22 protein-coding genes and 1 pseudogene are annotated in these 26869 nt (G+C 35.6%); 20 read left to right on the forward strand and 3 right to left on the reverse strand.

The window, feature by feature from the left end; genetic code table 11:
• Positions 1 to 142 precede the first annotated feature (142 nt).
• The 11 genes from gltX (at position 143) to J3U59_RS11350 (ending at position 11039) form a co-directional block, all read left to right on the forward strand.
• The gene (gene gltX, locus J3U59_RS11300; protein WP_267334382.1) at positions 143 to 1573 is read left to right on the forward strand and encodes a glutamate--tRNA ligase; all 1431 of its coding nucleotides are present in this window, start codon (positions 143 to 145) and stop codon (positions 1571 to 1573) included.
• Positions 1574 to 1629: 56 nt separating this feature from the next.
• On the forward strand, positions 1630 to 3231 hold the full coding sequence (locus J3U59_RS11305; RefSeq protein ID WP_267334380.1) for an intermembrane phospholipid transport protein YdbH family protein: 1602 nt from the start codon (positions 1630 to 1632) through the stop codon (positions 3229 to 3231).
• A gap of 11 nt (positions 3232 to 3242) precedes the next feature.
• Positions 3243 to 3428, forward strand: coding sequence for a YnbE family lipoprotein (locus J3U59_RS11310; protein WP_267334378.1), 186 nt, complete (start codon positions 3243 to 3245; stop codon positions 3426 to 3428).
• A 129-nt stretch (positions 3429 to 3557) separates the two neighbouring features.
• Entirely contained in the window at positions 3558 to 3902 is a 345-nt protein-coding gene (locus J3U59_RS11315) for a YdbL family protein (RefSeq protein ID WP_267334376.1), read from the forward strand.
• A gap of 188 nt (positions 3903 to 4090) precedes the next feature.
• A complete protein-coding gene (asnB, locus tag J3U59_RS11320; RefSeq protein WP_065633200.1) occupies positions 4091 to 5764 on the forward strand; it encodes an asparagine synthase B in 1674 nt (557 codons plus the stop codon).
• 459 nt (positions 5765 to 6223) lie between these two features.
• Entirely contained in the window at positions 6224 to 7204 is a 981-nt protein-coding gene (locus J3U59_RS11325; RefSeq protein ID WP_267334373.1) for a D-isomer specific 2-hydroxyacid dehydrogenase family protein, read from the forward strand.
• Positions 7205 to 7272: 68 nt separating this feature from the next.
• Positions 7273 to 8097 (forward strand): PTS mannose/fructose/sorbose/N-acetylgalactosamine transporter subunit IIC, encoded by an 825-nt coding sequence (locus tag J3U59_RS11330; protein ID WP_416379615.1) that lies wholly within the window; start codon positions 7273 to 7275, stop codon positions 8095 to 8097.
• Between the two features lie 43 nt (positions 8098 to 8140).
• Entirely contained in the window at positions 8141 to 9001 is an 861-nt protein-coding gene (locus J3U59_RS11335) for a PTS system mannose/fructose/sorbose family transporter subunit IID (protein WP_267334369.1), read from the forward strand.
• Positions 9002 to 9026: 25 nt separating this feature from the next.
• Entirely contained in the window at positions 9027 to 9524 is a 498-nt protein-coding gene (locus tag J3U59_RS11340; protein WP_267334367.1) for a PTS system mannose/fructose/N-acetylgalactosamine-transporter subunit IIB, read from the forward strand.
• A 14-nt stretch (positions 9525 to 9538) separates the two neighbouring features.
• Positions 9539 to 9982 (forward strand): PTS sugar transporter subunit IIA, encoded by a 444-nt coding sequence (locus tag J3U59_RS11345; RefSeq protein WP_267334365.1) that lies wholly within the window; start codon positions 9539 to 9541, stop codon positions 9980 to 9982.
• Between the two features lie 115 nt (positions 9983 to 10097).
• Complete coding sequence (locus tag J3U59_RS11350) at positions 10098 to 11039, forward strand: hypothetical protein (RefSeq protein ID WP_267334363.1); 942 nt, start codon at positions 10098 to 10100, stop codon at positions 11037 to 11039.
• A 91-nt stretch (positions 11040 to 11130) separates the two neighbouring features.
• Here J3U59_RS11350 and satP read toward each other — a convergent pair whose 3' ends face one another.
• A complete protein-coding gene (gene satP, locus J3U59_RS11355) occupies positions 11131 to 11709 on the reverse strand; it encodes an acetate uptake transporter (protein ID WP_065633193.1) in 579 nt (192 codons plus the stop codon).
• Between the two features lie 230 nt (positions 11710 to 11939).
• On the opposite strand from satP, the gene dnaK reads away from it, so the two are divergent.
• The 3 genes from dnaK to J3U59_RS11370 all read left to right on the forward strand — a co-directional run bounded on the left by dnaK (position 11940) and on the right by J3U59_RS11370 (position 16470).
• The gene (gene dnaK / locus J3U59_RS11360; protein ID WP_267334361.1) at positions 11940 to 13853 is read left to right on the forward strand and encodes a molecular chaperone DnaK; all 1914 of its coding nucleotides are present in this window, start codon (positions 11940 to 11942) and stop codon (positions 13851 to 13853) included.
• Positions 13854 to 13979: 126 nt separating this feature from the next.
• On the forward strand, positions 13980 to 15128 hold the full coding sequence (dnaJ, locus tag J3U59_RS11365; RefSeq protein ID WP_065633191.1) for a molecular chaperone DnaJ: 1149 nt from the start codon (positions 13980 to 13982) through the stop codon (positions 15126 to 15128).
• A 250-nt stretch (positions 15129 to 15378) separates the two neighbouring features.
• Complete coding sequence (locus J3U59_RS11370; RefSeq protein WP_267334358.1) at positions 15379 to 16470, forward strand: DUF695 domain-containing protein; 1092 nt, start codon at positions 15379 to 15381, stop codon at positions 16468 to 16470.
• 80 nt (positions 16471 to 16550) lie between these two features.
• Here the strand turns inward: J3U59_RS11370 and grcA are convergent, their stop codons facing one another.
• Positions 16551 to 16934, reverse strand: a complete 384-nt coding sequence (gene grcA / locus J3U59_RS11375; RefSeq protein WP_065633189.1) for an autonomous glycyl radical cofactor GrcA — start codon at positions 16932 to 16934, stop codon at positions 16551 to 16553.
• 741 nt (positions 16935 to 17675) lie between these two features.
• Between grcA and ung the strand changes: the two genes are divergently transcribed.
• Together ung and gntR are read left to right on the forward strand one after the other, a co-directional pair.
• Positions 17676 to 18362 (forward strand): uracil-DNA glycosylase, encoded by a 687-nt coding sequence (gene ung, locus J3U59_RS11380; RefSeq protein ID WP_267334356.1) that lies wholly within the window; start codon positions 17676 to 17678, stop codon positions 18360 to 18362.
• Complete coding sequence (gntR, locus tag J3U59_RS11385; RefSeq protein ID WP_267334354.1) at positions 18362 to 19366, forward strand: gluconate operon transcriptional repressor GntR; 1005 nt, start codon at positions 18362 to 18364, stop codon at positions 19364 to 19366. Before ung ends, gntR begins: the two co-directional genes overlap by 1 nt.
• Positions 19367 to 19430: 64 nt before the next feature.
• On the opposite strand, the pseudogene J3U59_RS11390 reads toward gntR, so the two are convergent.
• Positions 19431 to 19789 (reverse strand): annotated as a pseudogene (locus tag J3U59_RS11390) (DUF805 domain-containing protein).
• A 255-nt stretch (positions 19790 to 20044) separates the two neighbouring features.
• Here J3U59_RS11390 and upp point away from each other — a divergent pair.
• The 4 genes from upp to J3U59_RS11410 all read left to right on the forward strand — a co-directional run bounded on the left by upp (position 20045) and on the right by J3U59_RS11410 (position 26203).
• Positions 20045 to 20671: a uracil phosphoribosyltransferase gene (gene upp, locus J3U59_RS11395; RefSeq protein ID WP_065633185.1), complete on the forward strand. Its 627-nt coding sequence runs from the start codon at positions 20045 to 20047 to the stop codon at positions 20669 to 20671.
• 96 nt (positions 20672 to 20767) lie between these two features.
• The gene (locus J3U59_RS11400; RefSeq protein ID WP_267334350.1) at positions 20768 to 22024 is read left to right on the forward strand and encodes a uracil-xanthine permease family protein; all 1257 of its coding nucleotides are present in this window, start codon (positions 20768 to 20770) and stop codon (positions 22022 to 22024) included.
• Between the two features lie 563 nt (positions 22025 to 22587).
• Complete coding sequence (locus tag J3U59_RS11405) at positions 22588 to 24015, forward strand: hypothetical protein (RefSeq protein ID WP_267334348.1); 1428 nt, start codon at positions 22588 to 22590, stop codon at positions 24013 to 24015.
• Positions 24016 to 24781: 766 nt separating this feature from the next.
• Complete coding sequence (locus J3U59_RS11410; protein ID WP_267334346.1) at positions 24782 to 26203, forward strand: hypothetical protein; 1422 nt, start codon at positions 24782 to 24784, stop codon at positions 26201 to 26203.
• The last annotated feature ends 666 nt before the right edge of the window (positions 26204 to 26869 follow it).

The raw sequence follows: 26869 nt of genomic DNA on the forward strand, positions 1-26869 counted from the left end.
TTTTACCATGCTAGAATAAGCAACTAAACTGAATTTATATCAAAAAGTTATTCTATTGACTGATTGGGTCGAATTAGAGAAAAAAGCGTTGGTTTTGAGTTTTCATGACCAAGCTTACTTTTGTTATTATTAGGATTATTTCATGAAAATTAAAACTCGTTTTGCGCCAAGTCCAACTGGCTATTTACATGTTGGTGGTGCTCGTACTGCACTTTATTCTTGGCTCTATACTCGCCATGCCAAGGGTTCATTTGTCTTACGTATAGAAGACACTGATCTTGAGCGTTCAACACCAGAAGCGATTGATGCTATCATGGATGGTATGAATTGGCTTAAATTGTCATGGGATGAAGGCCCATATTTCCAAACTAAGCGTTTTGATCGCTATAATCAAGTGATTGACGAAATGTTGGCCAAAGGAACGGCTTACCGTTGCTATTGTTCTAAAGAGCGCCTAGAAAAACTGCGCGAAGAGCAAATGGCAAAAGGGGAAAAAGCCCGTTATGATGGGCATTGTCGTTGTGATGCTGTACAAAAACAGCATACTCATGATGAGCCGCATGTTGTGCGTTTTGCTAATCCGGTTGATGGCGTTGTTGTTTTCAACGATTTAATTCGTGGTCCAATTGAAATTGCCAATAAAGAGCTTGATGATTTAATTATTCGCCGAACTGATGGTTCACCTACTTATAATTTTTGCGTTGTCGTTGATGATTGGGATATGCAAATTACACATGTTATACGCGGTGAAGATCATATTAATAATACGCCTCGTCAAATTAATATTCTTAAAGCATTAGATGCACCTCTACCTGAGTATGGGCATGTATCAATGATTTTAGGTGACGACGGACAAAAATTATCAAAACGTCATGGTGCAGTAAGTGTGATGCAGTATCGTGATGATGGCTATTTACCGGAAGCATTACTTAACTATTTGGTGCGTCTTGGTTGGTCACATGGTGATCAAGAGATCTTTTCGATATCTGAAATGATAGATTTATTTTCGTTAAATGCAGTAAGTAAATCTGCAAGTGCGTTTAATACCGAAAAATTACTTTGGTTGAATCATCATTATATTAATCATTTGGATGCCGACTATGTTGCGCAGCATTTAGTTTGGCATATGAACCAACATGGCTATGATTTAAGTCAAGGTCCTGATCTTATAACCATAATTAAATTGTTTGCTGAGCGTTGTAAAACCTTGAAAGAGATGGCTGAGTCATGTGCGTATTGTTATCAAGATTTTGATGATTTTGATGCTGATGCAGCTAAAAAACACCTACGCCCAGTTGCTAAAGCTCCACTATTAGCTATTAAAGCGAAAATTGAGGCGATTGCTGATTTTGATTGGCAAATTGATAAAATTCATCATGCTATTGAAGCAACCGCAACTGAGCTTGAGGTTGGTATGGGTAAAGTGGGTATGCCATTACGCGTTGCTGTAACGGGTATTGGTCAATCTCCATCGGTTGATGCAACCGTTTTTGCTGTAGGTAAAAAGCGGACTTTAGCTCGTATAGATAAAGCGCTTGCTTATATTGATCAACGGGAACAGACATCAGTGTGATTCAATTATCATTGCCGGCAAAACCGGCAATGAATGTAATGGGTCAGGAATATTAAATGGTACGTTTAAAGAAGCGTTATTCGATCCCATCTTTTCTATTACTCATTGTGCTATTATTTAGTTCATTTGGATGGTGGTATTGGCAGAGTTTAAAACAAGAACTCGGTCTTACAGTTGATTGGCGAGGTATGAGCATCGGTTTTAACGGTTTATGTTTTGATGAACTGACCCTATCTAAACAATCTCAACTGACAATTACCGGTAAAAATTTAAAATTTTCTTGGTCGAATTTATCGGCGACAGATTTAGAAATTTACTGGCAAGCAAATCAAAGTAAAATCGATACAGATTCATTGCCAATAGATGATAAAAGTCATATTGAGCAATCAGATAGCTATTTTTCCAATTTCGCTAGTTTTTATGCATGGCTTCCCAAATTAATACATATTGATTCAATACGTTTTTATCAGCAACACAATGAACTTATTGATATTAAAATTAATGTGGAAAAGCAGTTAGATTCATTGCAACTTCGTGCTTCATTCAATAAAAATTATAGTGGTGAACTTTCAGCTAATTTATTGTTAAATCGTGCTGAATCTCGAGTGGATATCACCACTGCTGAATTTAATACAGTCCTAACTCAAGCTGATATAAAAAATGCCAAAATAACGGTTCTTTTTAATGGGTGGCTAAAACATGATCGTCTTTCACTCAATGTCAGTAACTCGACAATAAATGCAGAGCAAGTAAGTATTTCACCCAACCTAATGTTAGCTAATCTTAATGGCACACTAAATTTTGCAATGCAATCTAAAATTCCAGTAACTATTGAAAATGTCATCATTGATGGAAGATTCAATATCCAAAATTTGGATGGTATTTATGATAATGTTGAAATTAAATCAGCATCAAGTGGTGGGCAACTTTTAGTTAAAGATAATAAGTTCTTGATTGAAACATTTAATACAAGAATACGAAATGTGAATGTCGGCATATTATTTGAAAATGTAAAATTTGCCGGAGAATATTTAGCATCTTTTAACGCCATAAGCAAAGGCAAATTAAGTTGGCATCGCTTTGAGTCAACGCTTTTTTCTGGAAAAATTTTGGTTAACAATAGCACAATAAATTTCAATAAACTTAAGCAAAGTATCAAAGTCTATTTAAAAGCAATCCAATTAAAGGATATCTTAACCACTTACCCGGTTGAGGGACTTAATGGTGAAGGATCTATTGATGGTATGTTACCAATCAAAATAACTCAGATTTCAACAGCAAATAATAATAGGTATAATGTCTCAATTGAAAACGGTGAACTTGCTACAACTGCATCAGGGTATTTAGCATTTAATAATTCAGCATTGCAAGATTATGCAAAAAACAATCCTAACATGCAATTAGTCACCAATGTGTTACAGAATTTTGAATATACTAAACTTGCTGCTAGTGTTAATTATGCTGATGAAATAGCAAATTTAGCGATTAACATTCAAGGCAAAAATCCAAAAATAAAAAAAGGTAAAGCCGTTAATTTAAATATTAATCTACAAGAAAATATTGTTAAATTATTGATGAGTTTACAATTATCAGATCACATTAGTGAACCGATTCGTCAACGTATTGAAGCACATTTAAAGAAGGAATCTTTTAAATAAGAGGTTATTTTATGCTACGAAATGTTATTGCAATGGTGATATGTGCCACTATATTAAGTGGATGTTCACCCACAGTTAAAGTAGAAGCACCAAGTGAACCTATTAATATTAATTTAAATGTAAAAATAGATCACCAAATTAATATTAAAGTTGATAAGGCATTAGATAATATTATTAATAAGTCAGGCTTATATTAAATGATTGGATTTTAGTGTTTGATTGGCATTTTTGATATTGATAAATAAAAATCTAATATAGTATATCAATAACTTTTGTTATTTATATTCAATTAAATAAATTATGATGTAATTGTTTAGGGGGTTGTTATGACAATCTATAAAAAAGTATCATGTGTTTTATTGTCGATGGTTTTATCTTTTTCCGTTTTTGCATTAAATTTAGATCAAGCAATGGATGCATTGAGTCAAGCTAAAGCACAAGGTTTTGTGGGTGAGCAAGATGATGGTTATTTAGGTGTAGTTAAAAATGAAGCTAATGCAAGTGAAATTGCTCAATTAATTAACCAGGCTCGTAAAGCACAATATCAAAAAGTCTCAGCTGAAACGAATGTGTCTTTAAGTGAAGTTGAAAAAAGAGCGGGTAGTAAAGCTCAAGAGAAAACCCCAGTAGGGCAATATATCAAGCAACAAGGTCGCTGGTTAAAAAAATAATTTTTAGCTTTTCGCAGTAATAGGAAAAGTATAATCACATTGTACTTTAATTGTGTATGAATAATGTGTATGCTGTTAAAAAGATAGTTTGACATACCTTATTTTACTAATAACAATGGTGTGAATTTTTTAGTTAGTTTTTTATTTTGTAATAGTATCGCGTGTGCGATTTTAAATGGAGAAAATCAATGTGTTCGATTTTAGGTATTCTTGATATTAAATCAGATCCAGAACAACTACGAACAAAAGCACTAGAATTATCAAGTCTACAGCGTCATCGTGGACCTGATTGGTCTGGTATTTTTGCTTCTGATAAAGCAATTCTTGCTCATGAACGTTTATCAATTGTTGATGTTAATACTGGATCTCAGCCACTTTATAATAAAGATAAAACATTAGTTTTAGCAGTTAATGGCGAAATTTATAATCATCAAGAACTCCGAAATCAGTACAAAGATCGTTATGAATTTCAAACAGGATCAGACTGTGAAGTAATCCTTGCTCTGTATCAAGAAAAAGGCATTCATTGCCTTGATGACTTACAAGGTATGTTCGCGTTTGTTCTTTATGATATTAATAAAGATGCTTACTTTATTGGTCGTGACCATATTGGCATTATCCCTATGTATATGGGTTATGACGAAAATGGCACATTTTACGTCGCTTCTGAAATGAAAGCATTAGTGCCAGTTTGTAAAACGATTGAAGCTTTTCCGCCGGGCAGTTATTTGTCAAGCACTGAAGGTGAAATCAAAACTTATTACAAACGCGATTGGATGGATTACGAAAATGTCAAAGATAATAAAACTGACATTAACGAACTTCGTGTAGCATTAGAAGAGTCGGTTAAAAGCCATCTTATGTCTGATGTACCTTATGGCGTACTACTTTCTGGAGGACTTGATTCTTCGGTTATTTCAGCTATTACCAAAAAATTCTCAGCAAGACGGGTTGAAGATCATGAAAAATCTGAAGCTTGGTGGCCACAATTGCATTCATTTGCTGTTGGCTTGAAAGGCGCGCCTGATCTTAAAGCTGCACAGGCTGTTGCTGACCATCTTGGTACCGTTCACCACGAAATTAACTTTACTATTCAAGAAGGTATTGATGCTATTCGTGATGTAATTTATTTTATTGAAACTTACGATGTAACAACCATCCGAGCTTCTACACCAATGTATTTGATGGCGCGAAAAATTAAAGCGATGGGCATTAAAATGGTCTTATCGGGTGAAGGTGCCGATGAAGTATTTGGTGGCTATTTGTATTTCCATAAAGCGCCAAACGCCAAAGAGTTCCATGAAGAAACGGTTCGTAAATTAGCGGCACTTCATATGTATGATTGTGCTCGTGCTAATAAAGCCATGGCAGCATGGGGCGTTGAGGCTCGTGTTCCATTCTTGGATAAAAAATTCTTAGATGTGGCGATGCGCATTAATCCTAAAGATAAAATGTGTGGCAGCAACGGCAAAATGGAAAAACATATTGTCCGTGAAGCATTTGAGTCTTATTTACCCGCATCTGTTGTTTGGCGTCAAAAAGAACAGTTTTCTGATGGTGTAGGTTATAGCTGGATTGACACATTAAAAGAGATTGCTGAAAGTAAAATTACTGACCAGCAATTAGCAAATGCTAAATTCCGTTTTCCATATAACACACCCGCTTCAAAAGAAGCATATATGTATCGTGAAATTTTTGATGAATTATTCCCAGTTGAAAGTGCTGCTCACTGTGTACCGGGTGGTCCAACGGTCGCTTGCTCAACAGCAAAAGCGATTGAGTGGGATGAGTCATTTAAAAATCTCAATGATCCGTCAGGTCGTGCTGCGATAGGCGTGCATAATGATGCTTATAAAAAGTAATATATCAACTTTAAATACTCGCTTATTTATCTGAGTTGATTATAAAAAGGGCTATATGCCCTTTTTTATTGTTCAGTGAAGTCTAAATACTTTCTTTATGGCCCTATCTATACGAGATCTTATCATTCACCATCTGCCTATTGCAGTGCTCAATTTTTTTATTACTGATACTCATTTTAAGTATGATTCAATTGGATTGGTTAATTTGATAATTGATGAACTAAATTGCATTGCGATTTTTTATCAAAAATAGTTTATTGGCTTTCCAATATCTTTCGTTTTTGGGCTCTATTTAATAGAAAAAGTTTTTTATTAAATCTGTGATCTAAATTCACTTTTTTCTAAATCTTATAAATTATACTAAATGTTACCAGTCACATTATGGCTGTCTGGAAAGTAAATTACCTTTATTTTCCGATAATTAATACGTAAGGGTGTATGATTAATTAGGAGCATTGAGTGAAAAATTATAAAATTGCAATAATCAACTCAAGTAGTTTTGGGAAATATTTTCCTGATCATTTAAAACGATTAGAAAAAATTGGTGAAGTAAAACATTTTACTTTTGAAAATAATATTCCCGGAAAAGAACTCGCCGACGCATTGCAAGAATTCAATATTGTTATAGCAAGTGTTAGACCATTTTTTAACAAGGCGTTTTTTGATAATAAAAAACAACCTTTACTCCTACTTTCACGTCATGGTATCGGCTTTAATAATGTTGATGTAGTAGCAGCTAAAGAGCATGGAACTATCGTCACTATTGTGCCGCCTTTAGTGGAGCGTGATGCGGTTGCCGAAAATGCTGTGACTAATTTATTGGCATTAATTAGACAAACTGTTCAATCTCAAGCTGCGGTTAAGGCAAATGAATGGCAAAAAAGAGCCTCTTTTCTAGGCATCAATGTTACGGGTAAAACTGTTGGTGTTATCGGATGTGGGAATATTGGTAGCCGCGTAGCAGAAATATTCAAACACGGTTTTAATGCTCGATTACTGGTTGTTGATCCTAAAGTTAACAAAACATGGGCGAGTAAACACAATATCGAAATTGTTGAGTTAGATTATTTGCTGAAAAATGCTGATATCATCTCTTTAAATGCATCATTAAACGAAACAAGCTACCATATATTAAAACAACCTCAATTTTCTTTGATGAAAAAAGGTGTTTATATTACAAATACCGCACGAGCCGAATTGATTGACGAAAGTGCATTAATTAACGCGCTAGATAGTGGTGTTGTTGCAGGACATGCAACAGATGTAATGTACGTTGAACCTTCATATAACGATAATCCCTTAGTCCAGCATCCAAAAGTGCTTGTCACACCTCATACTTCAGCTTATGCCATTGAATGTTTACAAGGTATGGGTGAAAAATGTGTGCAGGATGTAGAAAATTTTGTCAATAATTTACAATTGCAATCCATTGTTTCTTAATGGTTTATTTTAAAGTTTAATTGATAATAACAATATCAAGGAGTTTAGATATGCAAGATATGCAAGATATGCATGTTACATTTCTACAAGCCGCTATTATTTCAGTATGGGTTGCGATGGTTATGTCTCGGGGGCTAGGTGGGGCAACTTTGACACTCAGATTTACACCGATGATGACGGGGTTAATTGTCGGTATTGTCTTTAATGATATTCATAATGCCATGATAACCACAGCAGCTATTCAGCTAATTTATATGGGCGTTTTTTCGCCAGGCGGCCAAATGCCATCAGAACCTGCCATTGCAACAGCCGTTGCGGTTCCTGTCGCTTTACTGGGTAAAATGGAACCAACCGCTGCAGTTGCCGTTGCAGTGCCTGTTGGATTATTGGGATCTTACCTATATCAGTTAAGATTTTTCTTTAATACGATGATTATGAAATTAACTGAAAAGTATGCACAAGAGGCAAATAGCTCTGGTCTAACTTTATCAATCATCATACTACCAATAATTTGTAGCTTTGTTCTTTTTGTCCCATTTATGTTTGTAGCACTGTATTTTGGTGCGCCAATTATTGCGGATGTTATTAAAACAAATGCAGGGGGATTAGTTTTCCACATCCTTAATGTTATTGGTGGCGGACTTGCTGCTGTTGGTATTGCATTAACTATCTATGTTATTGGTAAAAAAAGTTACATTATTTTCTTCTTACTTGCGTATTTTATGGCTGTTATGGCAAAACCACTTAATATCACCATGGTCACTTACGCGATTGTTGGCGCTATCATTGCATTTATTTTTGTTCTAGCAAAAAGTGAAGCAGTTAATTCTGTCGCAGATCAACCAAGAAGTAATTCAAATAATAACAATCAAATTGATGATGATGATTATTAATCTGTAACTATTTGATTAATAGATTAGAAAGAGGAATTTTATAATGACACAAATAGTACAAGAAAGTATCGATCTAAAGCCAGAGGCAATTACTAAACGAGATATCACTTTTGCTTGGTTACGGTGGTATTATGCTAATGAGATCCCACACTCATTTGACCGTTATCTAGCTGCTTCGTTAATGTGGGGGTTAATGCCAATTCTTAAAAAATTATATAAATCAAAAAGTGAGTTAGCTGCTGCTTACCAAAGACATTTACTGTTTTTTAATACCCAGATAACTTGGGGCGGCGGTACTATCTCAGGCATTATGGCTTCATTAGAATCTGTAAGAGCAGATGAAGTTTATCAGAAAAAACCGATCAGTATTGATAATGATGTGCTTTATAATACCAAAGCGGGTTTAATGGGGGCCTTGGCGGGAATTGGTGACGCGATTGACTCAGGAACCATTCAGTATATCTTCATAGCCATTGCGCTACCTTGGGCTCAAGATGGTCTAGCAATCGGTGCTTTATTTCCTTTCTTTGCTTTTGTCATTTATCAACTTTTTGTGGGGTACTATTTTGCTCAGTTAGGCTTTAAATTAGGTCGAAATGCGGCAACTGAAGTTGTTGGTAATAAAATGCAGATGATTATTGAAGCACTATCCATTTTAGGGTTGTTTATGATGGGTATTTTAGCTGCTAGTTATATTAAAGTGTCATCAAGTTTAAAATTTACTTTATCAGGCAAAGATTTCGTTATCCAAGACACACTGGACAAAATTTTACCTGGTGTTTTGCCACTTATGGTTGTGATGGGATTATATTTCTATTTTTATAAGAAAGGATTAAAGGTAACTCAAGCATTAGTTGGATTAACAATAATACTCGGTGTATTAGCAGCTATTGGCATTTTATAAAGTTAAAAAATATAGAGGTTAAATTATGGGAAAAGTCGTTTTAGCGCGTGTAGATAGTCGCCTTATTCATGGTCAAGTTGCCACTAATGTGTCTAAAGCAGCAGGAGCAAATGCGTTGTTTGTAGCCGATGATTACTCTGCAAATGATGAATTTACTAAAAATATTATTTTAGGTGCTGGTGCCAGCACAGGGCATAAAATAAGAGTATTAAAAGAAGATGGTGCAGTAAGATATTGGAATGATCGCCAGTATGATGATTTTAATGTTATTTTGATTACTAAAAATATTGAAGTTATGTATAAAATTATTAAAGCGGGCGTGCCAATAACCAATCTTAATATTGGTGGTTTACCACTTGTACCGGGAGCAACGTCAATAATTAAAGAAGTATCAATTAATAAACAACAACTTGATTTGCTAATCGATTTACAAAACAGCTATCCCAATATGGATATCTATTTTCAAGCAACCCCTTCTTTGAAAAAAGTAACGTTAAATGAAGCGATTAAAATGTTTGAATAATCGAGGAAAATAATATGATAGGTGTATTATTAGTGAGTCATGGCAAGATGGCTGAAGGGATTAAAGATAGTGTTACAATGATTGTTGGTGAACAAGATAAATTTGCATCATTATCGCTTAATCCAGGACAAGATATTAATCAATTAAAAACCGATTTGTTTAATTGTTCAAAGTCGCTTAATAGTAGTAAAGGTGTATTAATTTTTGTCGATTTGTTTGGTGCCTCGCCTTATAACGCATCAATGCGATGTTTGCCTGAGTGGGAAAAATTAGGTATGAATGTCCGGATAATTACCGGTATGAACTTGCCAATGGTCATTAATGCTGTATGTAATAGGGATTCATTATCACTACTGGATTTAGCAAAAGAGTGTATTGAGGCAGGACAAGAAAATATTCAAGAAGCTATTGGCAATATGGCTAATTTTGCCCAATCTCAAAACGAAGATGATTATTGATTAAACTCACATCTTCAATAGATAATCATCATTTTAATATTATCTATTTGTTTCGCTGTTAGTGTGAATGATAAATCGCACTAACAGTTTTTCTAAATTTAAATAATGATTAAAAATGGATAAATTTAAAGACCTTGTACTAAGATACTGTGTCATTTTTGGTAAACGATTTACGTCTAAAGAGAAAATTACTTTTTTAAGAGTAATATCGAAAGAACTGATTCAATTAGGTTATGGTGTTGAAGCTAAATTAGCAAAATTAAAGTTAGCAACAAGACGATATGAAAATTATTACAATGCTTATATTGGCGATTTAGATAAAGCTCAATTAATTATTTGTACTTATTATGATACCGGTATTAAAAATTTTAATCTTCAGAAAAAATACGCATTCACGCCTCAATTTAGTAAATTAGGTTATTTAGTAGGTATTTTACCTATTATTATCTTATTTATCGCGTCACTGATATTAAATTACTTTGTTTTTATTCCTAAAATTCAAGTTGAGGGGTTTTTTAGTATTTCCGGAATATTGTCGATTATTTCGACCATTTTGTTATTTTTTATTGTTTTAAAATACAAAAATGGCATTCCCAATCAAAAGAATTTTGTTTGTAATACTTCAAGTATTATTACAATTATTAATTTAATTCATCAGCTTGATAAAAAAGAAAAGAAAAAAATTGCGTTTGTTTTATACGACGATGGTAATGGTGGCCAATATGGTTTAAAAATGTTAGAAAGCTATTCGGAACAAATGAAAGAAAAAAAATTTATTTTTATCGATAGTATTGGTAATGGGGAGGATTTAATTTTTTTAAAACCGAAAACATCAATGCTAACTTTAGATGGTGTGACTTTTCATTCTGGTGAAATGGCAACACAATTAACCAACTACTTAATGATTACATCTGGTAATATCGATCAAGATAGTAAAATTCTTATCAAGAATGCTGGCTCTTCAAAAGATAATTATCTATCAGAGCAAATAATTACCAAGCATACTCAATCTCTTGTAAATGTATACAAGGCTTTACTCACCAAACACACTAAATAATTCATTAATTGAGTAATTTTTTATAAAAAAAACGGGGTATCCCCCGTTTTTATTACTCGCTTATTCGTCATTGCATGACGACTTAATATTATTAATGTGCAGCACCTTTAGGCGCGCCAATTGGTAAAATTGTACGGCCATATTGTTCATTAAGTACTTCGGCCATGGCAAGGTAAATAGCGCTAGCTCCGCAGATAATACCTTCAAAACCAGCTATATGAATAATGTCATGGTTGCCACAAATGTTACCAATTGCTAATAAAGCAAATAAAATCGTTAAACTAGCAAAAACGAATTGTAATGCACGATTAGCTTTTAAGGTACCAATAAACATAAAAGCGGTAAAAATCCCCCATAACGCAAGGAAAATACCGACAAAAGTTGCATCAGTTGGTGCAGTTGCTGGTGAGGTTGGTAAATACCAAATTCCTACTAATGCAATCCAAAAGAAACCATAAGAGGTGAATGCAGTTGTACCAAACGTGTTACCTTTGCGAAATTCTAAAATTCCAGCAATGACTTGCGCAAGCCCTCCATAAAAAATACCCATAGAAACGATTGCTGTCATCACAGGGAAAAATCCTGCATTATGAATATTTAATAAAATGGTGGTCATGCCAAATCCCATCAAGCCAAGTGGACCTGGGTTTGCAAGTTTAGTTTGTTCCATAAGGATCCTATAAATAATTATCATAATAAAAAAGAGCGGCAATAATAAGTGTAGAAAAGCTGATAATCAAGATTTAAGAAAAAATAATTTTTTTGCCCCCTTGATATTGATAATAATGTTCCCATTTATGTGGAAACAATAACATTTCTTTGTGAAAAATAAGCTCTTGAAAATAAATATTTAAGACTTATATACAAGAAATAAAATACAGGTTTTGAGGAGAAAAGATTATGGGTAAAATTATTGGTATTGATTTAGGTACAACAAATTCATGTGTTGCAGTAATGGACAATGGTCAAGCAAAAGTATTAGAAAATGCTGAAGGCGATCGTACAACCCCGTCAATTATTGCATATACACAAGATGGTGAAATTTTAGTTGGTCAACCCGCTAAACGCCAAGCAGTAACCAATCCACAAAATACACTATTTGCCATTAAACGTTTAATTGGTCGTCGTTATGATGATGCCGAAGTACAACGTGATGTTGCTATTATGCCTTATAAAATTGTTAAAGCTGATAATGGCGATGCATGGGTAGATGTCAAAGGTCAAAAAATTGCGCCACCGCAAATCTCTGCTGAAGTATTGAAGAAAATGAAAAAAACCGCAGAAGATTATCTTGGTGAGCCAGTCACTGAAGCAGTTATCACTGTTCCAGCGTATTTTAATGATGCTCAGCGTCAAGCAACTAAAGATGCGGGTCGTATTGCTGGTTTAGATGTTAAACGTATTATTAACGAACCAACAGCCGCTGCACTTGCTTACGGTTTAGATAAAGATGTGGGTAACCGCACTATCGCTGTATACGACCTTGGTGGTGGTACATTTGATATCTCAATTATCGAAATTGACGATGTTGATGGCGAGAAAACATTCGAAGTATTAGCAACTAATGGTGATACTCATTTAGGTGGTGAAGACTTTGACTCACGCTTAATTAACTATTTAGTTGATGAATTTAAACGTGAACAAGGATTCGATCTGAAAAATGATCCACTTGCAATGCAACGTTTAAAAGAAGCGGCAGAAAAAGCGAAAATTGAATTATCATCAGCACAACAAACTGATATCAACTTACCATATATCACGGCTGATGCATCAGGTCCAAAACACTTAAATATTAAAGTGACACGCGCTAAACTTGAATCATTAGTCGAAGATTTAGTTAAACGCTCAATGGATCCGGTTAAAACTGCACTACAAGATGCTGGTTTATCTGTATCTGATATTAAAGATGTTATTTTAGTCGGTGGTCAAACTCGTATGCCTATGGTGCAAAAAGCGGTTGCTGACTTCTTTGGTAAAGAACCACGTAAAGACGTTAACCCTGATGAAGCTGTAGCAGTGGGCGCAGCAGTACAAGGTGGGGTACTTGGTGGTGATGTTAAAGATGTGTTATTACTTGATGTAACACCATTATCTTTAGGTATTGAAACAATGGGTGGTGTGATGACTACCTTGATTGAGAAAAACACAACTATCCCAACTAAACATAGTCAAGTGTTCTCAACAGCTGAAGATAATCAATCAGCGGTAACCATTCATGTGTTACAAGGTGAACGTAAACGTGCAAGTGATAACAAATCATTAGGTCAGTTTAATCTTGATGGTATTCAAGCTGCACCGCGTGGTATGCCACAAATTGAAGTAACATTTGATATTGATGCTGACGGTATCTTACATGTATCAGCAAAAGATAAAAATACTGGACGTGAACAAAATATTACTATTAAAGCTTCTTCAGGTTTAAGTGAAGAAGAGATTCAAAAAATGGTAAATGATGCTGAGGCGAATGCAGAAGCTGACCGTAAGTTTGAAGAGTTAGCTCAAATTCGTAACCAAGCAGATCACCTTGTTCACTCAACGCGTAAACAAGTGTCTGATGCAGGCGATAAATTACCAGCTGCTGATAAAACAGCCATTGAAGATGCAGTGAGTGCATTAGAAGTTGCAGCGCGTGGTGAAGATAAAGCTGAAATCGAAGCGAAAATTAATGCATTAATGGAAGCATCTAAAAAATTGCTTGAACTAGCGCAGCAACAAGGTCAGGCAGAACAGTCAGCTCAAGCAGGTAGTAGCTCTACAGCGCAAGACGATGTTGTTGATGCAGACTTTAAAGAAGTTGATGATGATAAAAAATAAGCATTAACCGCTGTGTTTTTTAATGAGTTATTTCAACGAGTTTTAAACATGTAACACATTAAACGGGCGCGAGGTAACTCAAGCCCGTTTAGTTGTTTATGTAATAAATAAAAATAAAGGTAAATTATGGCGAAGAAAGATTATTATGAAACATTAGGCGTAAGTAAAAGTGCTACTGAAGCTGAAATAAAAAAAGCCTATAAACGCCTTGCCATGAAATATCATCCTGATAAAAATCAGGATAATAAAGCTGAAGCAGAAGCAAAATTTAAAGAAGTAAAAGAAGCTTATGAAGTTTTGACCGATGCGCAGAAAAAAGCAGCTTATGATCAATATGGGCATGCTGCTTTCGAGCAAGGTTTTGGCGGTGGTGCCGGAGCAGGTGCCGGTGGATTTGGTGGCTTCGGCGGCTTTAGTGGTGGTTCAGCATTTGATGATATATTCAGTGATTTCTTTGGTGGTGGTCGTGGCGGACGAGCGCAAAGCGCATCACGAGGTGCCGATCTGCAATACAATATTACCTTAACACTTGAAGAAGCCGCTGCGGGTGTCAGCAAAGAAATAAAAGTACCAACATGGGTTACTTGTGATACTTGTCATGGTCAAGGTACAGAAAAAGCATCAGATGTTGTTACCTGTGAAACTTGCCATGGTGCAGGGGTTGTGCAAATGCGCCAAGGTTTCTTTGCCGTACAGCAAGAATGCCCAACTTGTCATGGACGAGGCAAAGTAGTTAAAAATCCTTGTAAAAAGTGTCATGGCGAAGGTCGTATCCAAAAAACAAAAACACTTTCTGTAACTATTCCTGCGGGGGTGGATACGGGTAATCGTATTCGACTTTCCGGTGAAGGTGAAGCAGGCTTAAACGGTGCACCAGCTGGTGATTTATATGTGCAAGTGCAAGTTAAACCACATGGTATTTTTGAACGTGATGGTAATAATTTACATTGTGAAATTCCAATTAATATTGCATTGGCATCACTAGGTGGCGAAGTTGAAGTACCAACACTTAATGGTAAAGTCAGTTTAACGATACCGGCCGAAACACAAACAGGGAAAATGTTTAGATTACGAGGTAAAGGTGTCAAATCATTACGCGGTAGTACAATGGGTGATTTGTATTGTCATGTTGTGGTTGAAACTCCAGTCAATTTAACGGGTAAACAAAAAGAGTTGTTAAAAGAATTAGGCGAAAGTTTTAAAGCCGATAAAAGTTCTAAGCATAGTCCAAAAGAAAAAAGCTTTTTTGATAAAGTGAAAAAGTTTTTTGGCTAATAATTTTCAATAATGTACAAATGGCGAGGCAGAAAAACTACCTCGCCATTTTTATTTATCTAGTTCATATCAATAAACCCTCATTTTTAAATGTTTTTTTGTTAATTCTTGATAGCTAAATTTTGTGCAATATTTTGTATCAAACGTAGATAATCGATGTTGTTCAAAATTAAATTGATGTAGTATATTGAATTACATATTATTTTTATTTGTATATAATTTTAATCACTTTTATCTATAGGATTTTTTTATGTTTTTAAAAAAACTTTGGCAAAAATTGCGACCACAAAATGTAGTCATTGCTCAACAATCAACACCAGATGATAACCTCAAAATAGCTATCCAATCCTTTTGGAATAAAGTTAAACAGTCAGAACAGTCTCTTAGTGAATTGCAACCTTTAGATTTAATGGAAAAGCTCAATAACTTGTTAAGTGAAAACCAATTAGACGTTATTGCCGAAATTATGGGGGGAGAGGTAAAAAAACATAAAATTATTTTTACTGCTGAAGGTAAAATTGAACGTTTTGAACTAGTAGTAGAAATTGTTAAATTAGCACCTAGTTTAGATCTATTTGAAATCGAGGCATTTCGTCAACGAGCTAATAAAATTTCTGATTTTGAAATAAATTTTAATGGTACCTCTTTTTCATTGGGGGCATCTGATTTATTGATTCAATATCATGAAGATCATCGTAAAATTGCTTTGGATTTAATGTTTGCTAAACCAATCGCCAAAGATCAAATAAATTATGCACAAACATTAGCTTTAGTTATTTTGGATCATCTTTTAGGGGAGTACGACTTAGCTATAAAAGTGCAATCAATTAATTTTGTCGACACAATGCCTGATTCTAATAGTATTACGGCTGAAGAGTTTGCTAAACGATTTGATGATATCTGGAAAAATGATTTAAAACACACCGGTATTTTTCCTATTTCTGAAAGTGAAGATCAATTGTTTGTATTTGAATTAGCAAGTAAAGATGATCCTGATGATACGACCTTAGTGCAGCGTAACGAAACGGCTAATGCATTGGCTTGTGATATTAATTATGGTTATGGACTTAATCTAAGTATAGAGCTAGATTGTAAAGAGACCTTATCGTTAGTTTACGATATAGAAGATGCCATTAGCGCCGCTTTCCGTGAAAATAGGAAAGGCATTCATGCCCAAAATTCTTTACACCAAGCAACAAGAACTATGCTTTGGTATGTAGAAGATAAACATTTTGCTACTCAAATAATTCAAAATATATTAAATCAATATCAAGATCTATCAGTAAAAATTGACTGTGAGTTTGATCCTGCTTGGATGGAGTATTTAGCTTGGGTAGACTAGTTTAGAACAAAGAAATTTGTTTTTTCATAAAAATAAACCCAGCATAAGCTGGGTTTTAATCATTCGATAATAAACTAAAATTACATTTTAGTTGTGAATGTACGAGCAATAACGTCGCGTTGTTGTTCAGCAGTTAATGAGTTGAAACGAACTGCATAACCAGAAACACGAATAGTTAATTGTGGATATTTTTCTGGATGTTGAACAGCATCTTCTAAAGTTTCACGACGAAGAACATTCACATTTAAGTGTTGACCACCTTCAACTTTGATAGTTGGAGCAACATCTAATGGAACTTCACGATATTCGAATTGACCAAGTTCTGCAGTTGGGATAACTTGATCTTCTTTATAAACTGATTTTGCAGCGACACAACGAGCTTCTTTTGTAGAGTCGTCCAATAACCAGAAAGAGTTAAGAAGTGCTGCATTGTCTGCTTTAGTAATTTGGATACCTGTAATCATTTTTAAATCCTCCTAACGGGGCCTTATTGCCCTAAAATAATTAAGGTTAATATAGCACTTTCAAGTTTTGATTAAAGTCAAAAAAAGCTATTAATTCGATAAGTAATACCTTTGATAAAAATTGATTAATATTTTTTTTAAACTAATCAACTGATTGATATGTAAGATATTATTATTCAATTGTATTAAAATACTTTACAAGTAATAAAACGACGATTAATAAGTTAGGTAAATCAAGTTGCCTTAAAAACGGTATTTTTTACATCAATTTTAAGCGGTTCACTTAAGGTAAAAGTAAATTTTAATGCCACACCTAGCCTATTATCATTTAATAACTTTTTATCAATAGCAATACGATTATCAATACAAATATGATCTTATGCATATTTTATATTATTCATCTAAGTATACGCATTGCCAATAACCATAAATATCATTAATCCCTTTGGGATGATTACTTTGATGATGAGTATGTTACTCATTAATAAAATTAATTAGATTATTAATCAATCCAAATTTCAGATCTTAATTCATAAACTTGGATTATTACAAAAATGATCGTTAAATATTGATGCTGAACGAGCAAGTTATGTCTAATTTATGTTTAATTGAATTTTTAAGCGTGTTTATTTAGATTAAACGTACTTGATTACTGTTAGGTTTATTATTATTTTTAGGTATAATTAATGTTATCGGCTGATAATGTTGTTGAGCCATATGAAATAATAATATAGGTATTGTATGAGTAATCAATTAACATGGCATGATGTCATTGGATCGGAAAAAGATAAACCTTATTTTCAACAAATATTGCAATTTGTCGCATCAGAACGAGCTAAAGGTAAAGTGATTTATCCTCCACAGCATGATGTGTTTAATGCATTCCGCTTTACGCCTTTTAATGACATTAAAGTCGTGATATTAGGACAAGATCCATATCATGGACCTAATCAAGCTCACGGTTTGTCGTTTTCAGTACTACCTGGCGTTAAACCACCACCATCGTTACTTAATATCTATAAAGAGCTTTCGACGGATATTGAGGGTTTCAAAATTCCTTCTTATGGTTATTTAGGTTCTTGGGCAAATCAAGGTGTTCTTTTATTAAATACGGTATTAACTGTTCAAGCAGGGCAAGCTCATTCCCACGCTAAAATAGGTTGGGAAACGTTTACTGACCATGTTATTGCGGCAATTGATAAATATCTTGAAGGTGTTGTATTTTTATTGTGGGGCTCACCCGCTCAAAAAAAAGGGCAATTTATCGATCGGCAAAAACATCATGTTTTAACGTCTGTGCATCCATCACCATTATCTGCACATCGTGGCTTTTTGGGTTGTAAGCATTTCTCAAAGGCAAACGATCTTATTATAAAACAGGGTAAAACACCGATTGATTGGCAGCCACAACTTCCGGAAAAACAGTGATGAGTTATAGTAAAAAACGGCGAACTGGTTTGCAAGAAATTGCTAATTTAATTGGCATAAGTAAAATGACAGTGAGTCGATATTTACGCGATCCTAATTTAGTGTCTAAACCACTACAGTCTCAAATTTCAGCGGCAATCGAGCAGCTTGGTTATATCCCTAATAAAGCGCCTGATATGTTATCAAATGCAAAAAGTAATGCGATTGGGGTTGTGTTTCCATCGTTAACCAACCAAGTTTTTGCGGATATTTTAAAAGGAATTGAGATGGTAACTGATGCCAAAGGATATCAGACCATGATTACTCATACAGGATACAATGCCGATAAAGAAGAGCAACGGGTTCGTTCATTACTTTCTTATAATATTGATGGATTAATCTTAACTGAAAGAATCCATAATCCTGCTACATTAAAAATGATCGAAATTTCGGGCGTTCCTGTGGTTGAAATTATGGATAGTGTGTCGCCGTGTATTGATATGGCCGTCGGATTTGATAATTTTACTGCAACCCGAAATATGATTCATCGTATGATCGAAAAAGGGCGTCGCAATATTGTTTATTTTAGCGCAAGGCAAGATCAACGTAGCATTATTCGTCAACAAGGCTATGAAAAAGCGATGCAAGAAGCAGGCTTAACGCCGCGTACGTTAGCGACTAAAGAAGCTTCATCTTATGAACTTGGCGCACGTTTTTTACACCAAATTTTAAAAGAGTTTCCTGCCGTTGATGGGATTTTTAGTACTAACGATGATTTGGCTTTAGGCGTACTGCTTGAATGCCAACGAATGGGCATTGAAATTCCTAAACAAATCGCTATTGTCGGTTTTCATGGGCATCAAATAGGTCAATATATGAATCCAAAATTAGCATCGATACATACTCCAAGAATTGAAATGGGTAAAATAGCTGCAGAACTATTATTAAAAAGAATTAATGGGGAAAGGATAGATCAAAAAGTGGTGGATTTGTCTGTTGAATATCTAGATGGAGAAAGTATTTAATTGCATAAAAATAATGTTGGAATAATAGAACCTCATCAATAAAATTGATGAGGTAAACAAGCAATTATAATCCTTTCGGATTATCACCATACTCGTTACTACCCGGTGTAGAATTTATACACATGAAAACAAGCAGTACAATACCACCAAATGGGATGAAACTAATTAAATACCACCAGCCTGATTTGTCGGTATCATGCAAACGACGTACCGTCACTGCTAAACTTGGAATAAAAAATGCCAATACTGCAACTACTCCAACTAAAAGCATTAATGATGACATAGCTTGGCTAAGCGAACTTAAAAACATTAATACGAAAAAAATATGATTACAAATAAGTTGAAAAGCCAATACTCTTTACGACGAGCTCGACCACTAAAGTTTGCATAATTTTTTGTCATACAACTGATAAACCAATTCATTGTTATAATTCCTTTTTTTTATTTATATTTGACTTTTGCTATTTAAAGCGGCGACTTTTCTAATAAAAAAACATAAATAAAACAAAATATTTACACAAAGTAACAATATATTAACAAACAATATGTTATTTTTATGTTTGCTATGTTTTGCTCACGATTATAGGTTTTCAGTTACAATGATCTATGTTAACATTATCGCTCAGTGGTTATTTATACCTACTAATAGATGATAAAAAGTAACACTGAGGCCCTCCCATGAAAATAGTTGAAGTAAAACATCCTCTAGTACGCCATAAAATTGGTTTAATGCGCGAACATGATATTAGCACTAAAGATTTTCGCGATCTTGCTAGTGAAGTTGGCAGTTTATTAACCTATGAAGCTACTGCTGACTTACCCACTGAAAAAGTGACCATTGAAGGCTGGTGTGGACCAGTACAAGTTGAACGAATTAAAGGTAAAAAAATTACCGTAGTACCTATTTTACGTGCCGGCTTAGGCATGATGGATGGTGTACTTGAGCATATACCTAGTGCACGTATAAGCGTTGTTGGTTTTTATCGTAATGAGGAAACGCTTGAACCTGTTCCTTATTTCCAAAAATTAACTTCTGACATTGATGAACGTATGGCTTTAGTTGTTGATCCGATGTTAGCAACGGGTGGTTCTATGGTTGCAACAATTGATCTACTAAAAAAAGCAGGTTGTAAAAATATTAAAGTGCTTGTTTTAGTGGCCGCACCAGAAGGTATTAAAGTATTGGAACAAGCTCATCCTGATGTTGAACTTTATACCGCTTCAATCGATGATAAATTGAACGATAAAGGTTATATATTACCAGGGCTTGGCGATGCTGGAGATAAGATATTCGGCACAAAATAAAATCTCAAATTTTAGACCGGTTTATCCGGTTTTTTTATGTCCGCTATTTAGTAAAGAAATAAATATCAATTAATAGAGTAATTAAGAGAGGACCACGTGACTAAAAATGCTCTTGATCAAATAAACAATAATATCTCGCCACTTAAACATGCTTGGCAAGATATTTTTACCGGTGCGCAAATGTTATTTGTTGCCTTTGGTGCATTGGTTTTAGTGCCACTTTTAACTGGATTAAATCCAAATGTTGCAATGTTTACAGCGGGTGTGGGTACGTTATTATTTCAATTAACCACTAAAGGAAAAGTGCCTGTATTTTTAGCTTCTTCATTTGCATTTATTGCACCTATCTCTTTTGGGGTTGCACAGTGGGGAATTCCAGCTACGTTAGGTGGATTAGTTGCGGCAGGTTTGGTTTTTATGTTTTTTGCTTTTTTAGTCAAAATTAATGGCAGCCATATTATTGATCGCATTTTACCTCCAGTTGTAACAGGGCCAATTATTATGGTTATTGGTTTATCTTTAGCGCCGGTAGCGGTTGGCATGGCAATGGGTAAAAATAGCGGTTTATCAGCAGAAAACTATCAATTGATTATTATTTCAATGGCTTCTTTATTAACGACGTTGATTGTAGCAATCTGGGCAAAAGGTTTTTTTAAATTAGTGCCAATTATTGCTGGAATTATTGTTGGTTACATGTTTTCTTGTATTTTTGGTATTGTCAACTTTCAACAAGTCATCGAAGCACCTTGGTTTAAAATTCCCGATTTCACTTTTCCTGAGTTTCAATGGCAAGCCATTTTATATATGATTCCGATCGTTATAGCACCAACAATCGAGCATGTTGGTGATATTATGGCCATTAGTTCTGTCACCGGTAAAGATTACACTAAAGAACCAGGATTACAGCGCACGTTACTAGGGGATGGGTTAGCAACATCTGCTGCTGGTTTCTTTGGTGGCCCGCCATGTATTACCTATGCAGAAGTTATTGGCGCAGTCACATTAACGCGTAATTTTAGAACTAGAGTAATGACCTGGGCAGCTATTTGGGCTATTTTAATGTCATTTATTGGTAAGATTGGTGCTTTTTTAAGCTCTATTCCGACAGTTGTAATGGGCGGAATTATGGTATTACTTTTTGGCTCGATAGCTTCGGTTGGCATTAATATTTTAGTCAAACATAAAGTTGATCTTTCTGTATCACGTAATATGTGTATCGTCTCGTTAGTACTTGTATTTGGTATTGGCGGCATGATTTTTGATTTTGGATCTTATGCTTTGCAAGGAATCAGTTTATGTGGAATTTTAGCGATTGTACTAAATTTAATTTTACCTCATAAATCAGCTGACTAATAAATAGCCGTTAATTATTAAGTTGATTAACGGCTAAAAATGTCGCTTATTTTTTCGAAAAGAGCGAGTGATATATTTTCGAATAAAAAAATAATCCGCTATATTTTAACTATATTTGACTATTTAAAGGCTATTAGCGTTTGTTATTTATGGTGTTATTTACATTTCTTTGCAAATAATTCGGCTGAATGAGTGGCTTTTTTTTGTCATAGCCTTATAATTCCGAAAATTAAGCTTATTTAAGCTTGATTTATAGCCATTTAACATAAAAAAGCGAAATAAAATAACAGATTAGTTGACGGGTGGAACGCCATGCAGTATAATTATAGACACCAGACACCAGACACCAGCGCTGGCAAAACAATGTTTTAAAAACTCCCCAATCTCTCTTTAGGCTAAAATTTAATTCAATTCTGAATTCTACACTTACCTTATTTCATCGAAGCAAGGTAACTCACCCTCGTTTTTCAGCAATCAAAGTAAGCAAAAGATGCACATTTAGTTTAGCGTTATGCTATCGCTTAATTAAAGCGATAAATTTAAGGTTAATCTTACGTCCAACCTTGTTTTTTACGCAAACTCAAGCATCAGGCTCGTTATCTAAACTGGCTTTAGCATCGATACCATGGTTATTATTGCTGTACGCCGCTACGACTCAAGCATTGTCGGCAACGACGGCGCAAGTCATTCATGGTAGTCAGCCCTATTTAACCTCTGATAATGGGGTAACTAAAATTACCACGACTGAGGGGCTGTTAGGTATTACGTTATCCGATGGTACCCGCATTACACCTTCCAATAATACTTCAACCTTAGATAATCCAATAGTGTTACCTAAAGAAAACCAAAGCTTTATTGATATTGCTATGTTGGTGCCACCCACTGCTGATGCTATCGCTTTGAACACCTTAATTGGTGAGCCTTACAATTATTGGGGGGATGATGATGGTGATGGTCAAGGCACTAATGGTATTACCGCTACCGGTAATTTAAGCGTGCGCATTATCGATAAAGCCAATCAAGTAGTGAGTCGTAGTGCTACTTTAGATATTTGTCAAGCGCCTTATAAATTGGAATTAACCACTACTGCTGGTAGTTTAACCACCCAGTATGGGCTACCAAATAGTCGTAATTTCAGCAGTGGTACTGCCACCTATTATATCAATCCTAAAGCCGCACCAAAAATCTGTTATGCCCAACCGACGCTGTCTTGGGGTGGCGGCGACAGTGCCGGTCCCGCTGATATCTGGACTCCAGGTAAAGGCTTCCTGGTGCAGTCCTCTGAGCCATCAAGTTACAGTCGTAACTTCCCGACTACTGGTGCTAATAATCTGTATTTTGATTTAGACATAGCTGGTGTTAAAGGTTCAGCATTGACATGGCCAACAGTCAGCCAAGGCGGTATTACCGCCACCGTGACGCCATCGCCCGATAATGCTAATAACATTCGCGTCACCCTCACAGGTCCGGTGGCAACAGCATCCCAACGGAGTTCAGCCACACCGGGTAGTCTTGCTACTCCTACCTTGCCGCAGACTTTTGTGTTAGTCGGTAAAGATAGTAGTAATAGTGAAGTCGTAAGTTATGGTTTTGAGTTAAAGCAGTGGTTCGTCAACCGCGGAGATAAATTTGATACTTATGTTAACACCTCATCCTGGTGTAGCAATTTAGGCGGCGGTTACCGCCTGCCACAGGTCAAAGACTTAACTAACGCGAAATGTGGCATCGATAATAGCAACTTTCCATGCGTTAATGGCATAGATGGCGCCACGCCGGCATCAACTCAAGATAATTACCAGCGTAATATTGGTGCGGGTTTGTTTACCGAATGGGGCATCATGAACCGTTATACCGCTGCCGGCTTCGCTGACAGCATCGTCTGGACAAGTGACGGTGGCGGTTCGCGCCCGTTCCTTGTCACCACTGACGACGGCTTCGTTTACACCTTCCTCCCCGGCTACACCTACCACGGGGTTTGCGCCTATCCTTAGTTCTTAATCCTTAAGTCGCGGGCGTTTAATAAGGCGTAATAAAGGTTAAGCAACAACAGGACAGTTTCAGCGGCAGGGGTAAGCCGAGCCGTCAGAGTTGGTAAGCAAAAATGAACGATACGAGTAATTTGGGGAAGATCATATAATCCCCTCTTTACTCGGGCATCGGGCGTTTTCTCCAAAGAGAAAACGTCATAAAACAAGCAACATCCGAAATTTTAACCCATCTAAATTCCAAAACATCTATTCAGAACTTTAATAAACAAGCGGGTGATATATTTTTGAATAAAAAAATAATCCGCTATATTTTAACTATATTTGACTATTTAAAGGCTATTAACATTTCTTATTTATGGTGTTATTTACATTTCTTTACAAATAATTCGGCTTAATGAGTGACTTTTTTTTATCATAGCCTTATAATTTTAAAAATTAAGCTTATTTAAGCTTGATTTATAGCCATTTAACATGAAAAAATCAAATAAAATAACAGATTAGTTGACGGGTGGAACGCCATGAAGTATAATTATAGACACCAGACACCAGACACCAGCGCTGGCAAAACAATGTTTTAAAAACTCACCAATCTCTCTTTAGGCTAAAATTTAATTCAACTCTTACTTCTACACCTAACTTATTTCATCAAAGCAAGGTAACTCACCCTCGTTTTTTAGCAATCAGTGTAAGCAAAAGATGCACATTTAATTTAGCGTTATGCTATCGCTTACTTAAAGCGATAAATTTAAGGTTAATCTTACGTGCAACCTTGTTTTTTACGCAAACTCAAGCATCAGGTCAATTATCTAAACTGGCTTTAGCATCGATACCATGGTTATTATTGCTGTATGCCACTACGACTCAAGCATTGTCGGCAACGACGGCGCAAGTCATTCATGGTAGTGCACCCTATTTAACCTTTGATAATGGGGTCACTAAGGTCACCACGACTGAGGGGTTGTTAGGTATTACCGTTTCTGACGGCACGACTCAAACCACCTACACACCGGACAATAATACTTCAACCGCAGATAATCCAATCGTTCTCCCAGAAGCCAATGAACACTTTAGCGATATTGGAATGCTGGTCCCTGCCACTGTTAACGCTATCGCCTTAAACGACTTAATTGGTGAGCCTTACAATTATTGGGGGGATGATGATGGTGATGGTCAGGGTACTAATGGAATTACCGCGACCGGTAATTTAAGCGTGAGCATTACCGATAAATTGAATCGAGCCGTGACGCATAGTGCCAACATAGATAGCTGTATGGCACCTTATAAAGTAGAATTAACCAGTACTGATGGTAGTTTAACCACCCAGTATGGGGTGCCAAATAGTGGTAATTTTAGTGGTAGCACAGCTGCCTATTATATCAGCAGACCCAAATCCGTGCCTAAAATCTGTTACGCATGGCCGGGTCGGGGGGGGCCCGTTTATTCCAAACCTTCCGATATTTGGAATCGACAACGAGGTTTTGTAAAGCAAGCAGCTGAGCCATCACAGTACAAGCTTAACTTCCCGACTACCGGTGCTAATAATCTGTATTTTGATTTAGACATAGAAAATATTGATAGCTCTACATTAACCTGGCCAACTGTCACTCAAGGTGGTATTACCGCTACCATGACACCATCACCCACTAATCCAAATTTCATACGTGTCACGCTTACTGGTCCTGCAGCAACAAAAGCCCTACAGGATTCAGCATTACCGGGTAGTGTGGCTCCAGCTAGCTTGCCGCAGACTTTTGTGATAGAGGGTAAAGATAGTCGTAATAAAACGGTATTAAGCTATGGTTTTGAGTTAAAGCAATGGTTCGTTGCCCGCCCACTAGGCGTAGGCGATGTTACTGTTGATAGCGCCTCATCCTGGTGTAGTAGTTTAGGCGGTGGTTATCGTTTGCCACAGGTAAAAGACTTAACTAACGCAGTTAACAGGCGTTGGGGATGGGGACCATCATGGACACCTGCCACACCACCATCCAGTGATAATTATGCCGATGCTAATATCGGCGCAGGTTTCCTTTCTGAATGGGGCAATGTGCACTTTTATATCTCATCCATTTTTGTCGGCAGCACCGCTATTGCCATCGGTGATGATTCGACACTGTTCATTGTTTTTTTCGACGTAGGCGCCGTTCACAACTACTCCTCGTCCCGGAACGATCTGGTTTGCGTCTATCCTTAGTGCTTATTTCTTGAGCACGAAAGTTGAGGGTTAGCAAAAATAGTGTTTATTCGTTAAATATTCGTTAACTTAAATGGTTTTGTGAGCGATAAATAGCAATTTTGTGGTGTCTAAGCCTGTACCGATATAGTTGAGTAAATTGCAGTAACATCACGTTGGCTAAATTTATAGCCAACGTTGCTTGCGAATCCAAAATCTACATAAAGGCTAAGTTATTGTATTAATGAACAATCGGTTATGATTTAAAGTGATTAAGTACTTACTTTCTAGGTTAAACTATATGTGATTGATTATCATATTATGGTTATTTATGTAATTAAGTGAACCTAATGCTAAATAATAGTGAGCATTAAAAATGCAAAGATTGCTGATTTGCTTTAGCGTAAGTTAATAACTTATTTGAGTATGAATCAAATAAATATACTCTATGATTGCTAAGTTATGTTTATGTAAAATTCACTTTTCAGTATTTAGTTTAATGAAAAGTCCTGATAAAACCTTTATATATTCGTAATCCACGTTTAGTGGTCATGTTTATAGTGAGTAATAACTTACTATATTATTTATCTGTTACTAATTAAGTTATAGGCTACATGTGTGGCGTTAAGCATGATGCTAAATTATATTAATGTTAATTGAACTTGATTGGCAATTGGAAAAGCCTAA

The sequence above is a fragment of the Gilliamella sp. B3783 genome (assembly GCF_026536125.1).
Lineage (GTDB): Bacteria > Pseudomonadota > Gammaproteobacteria > Enterobacterales > Orbaceae > Gilliamella.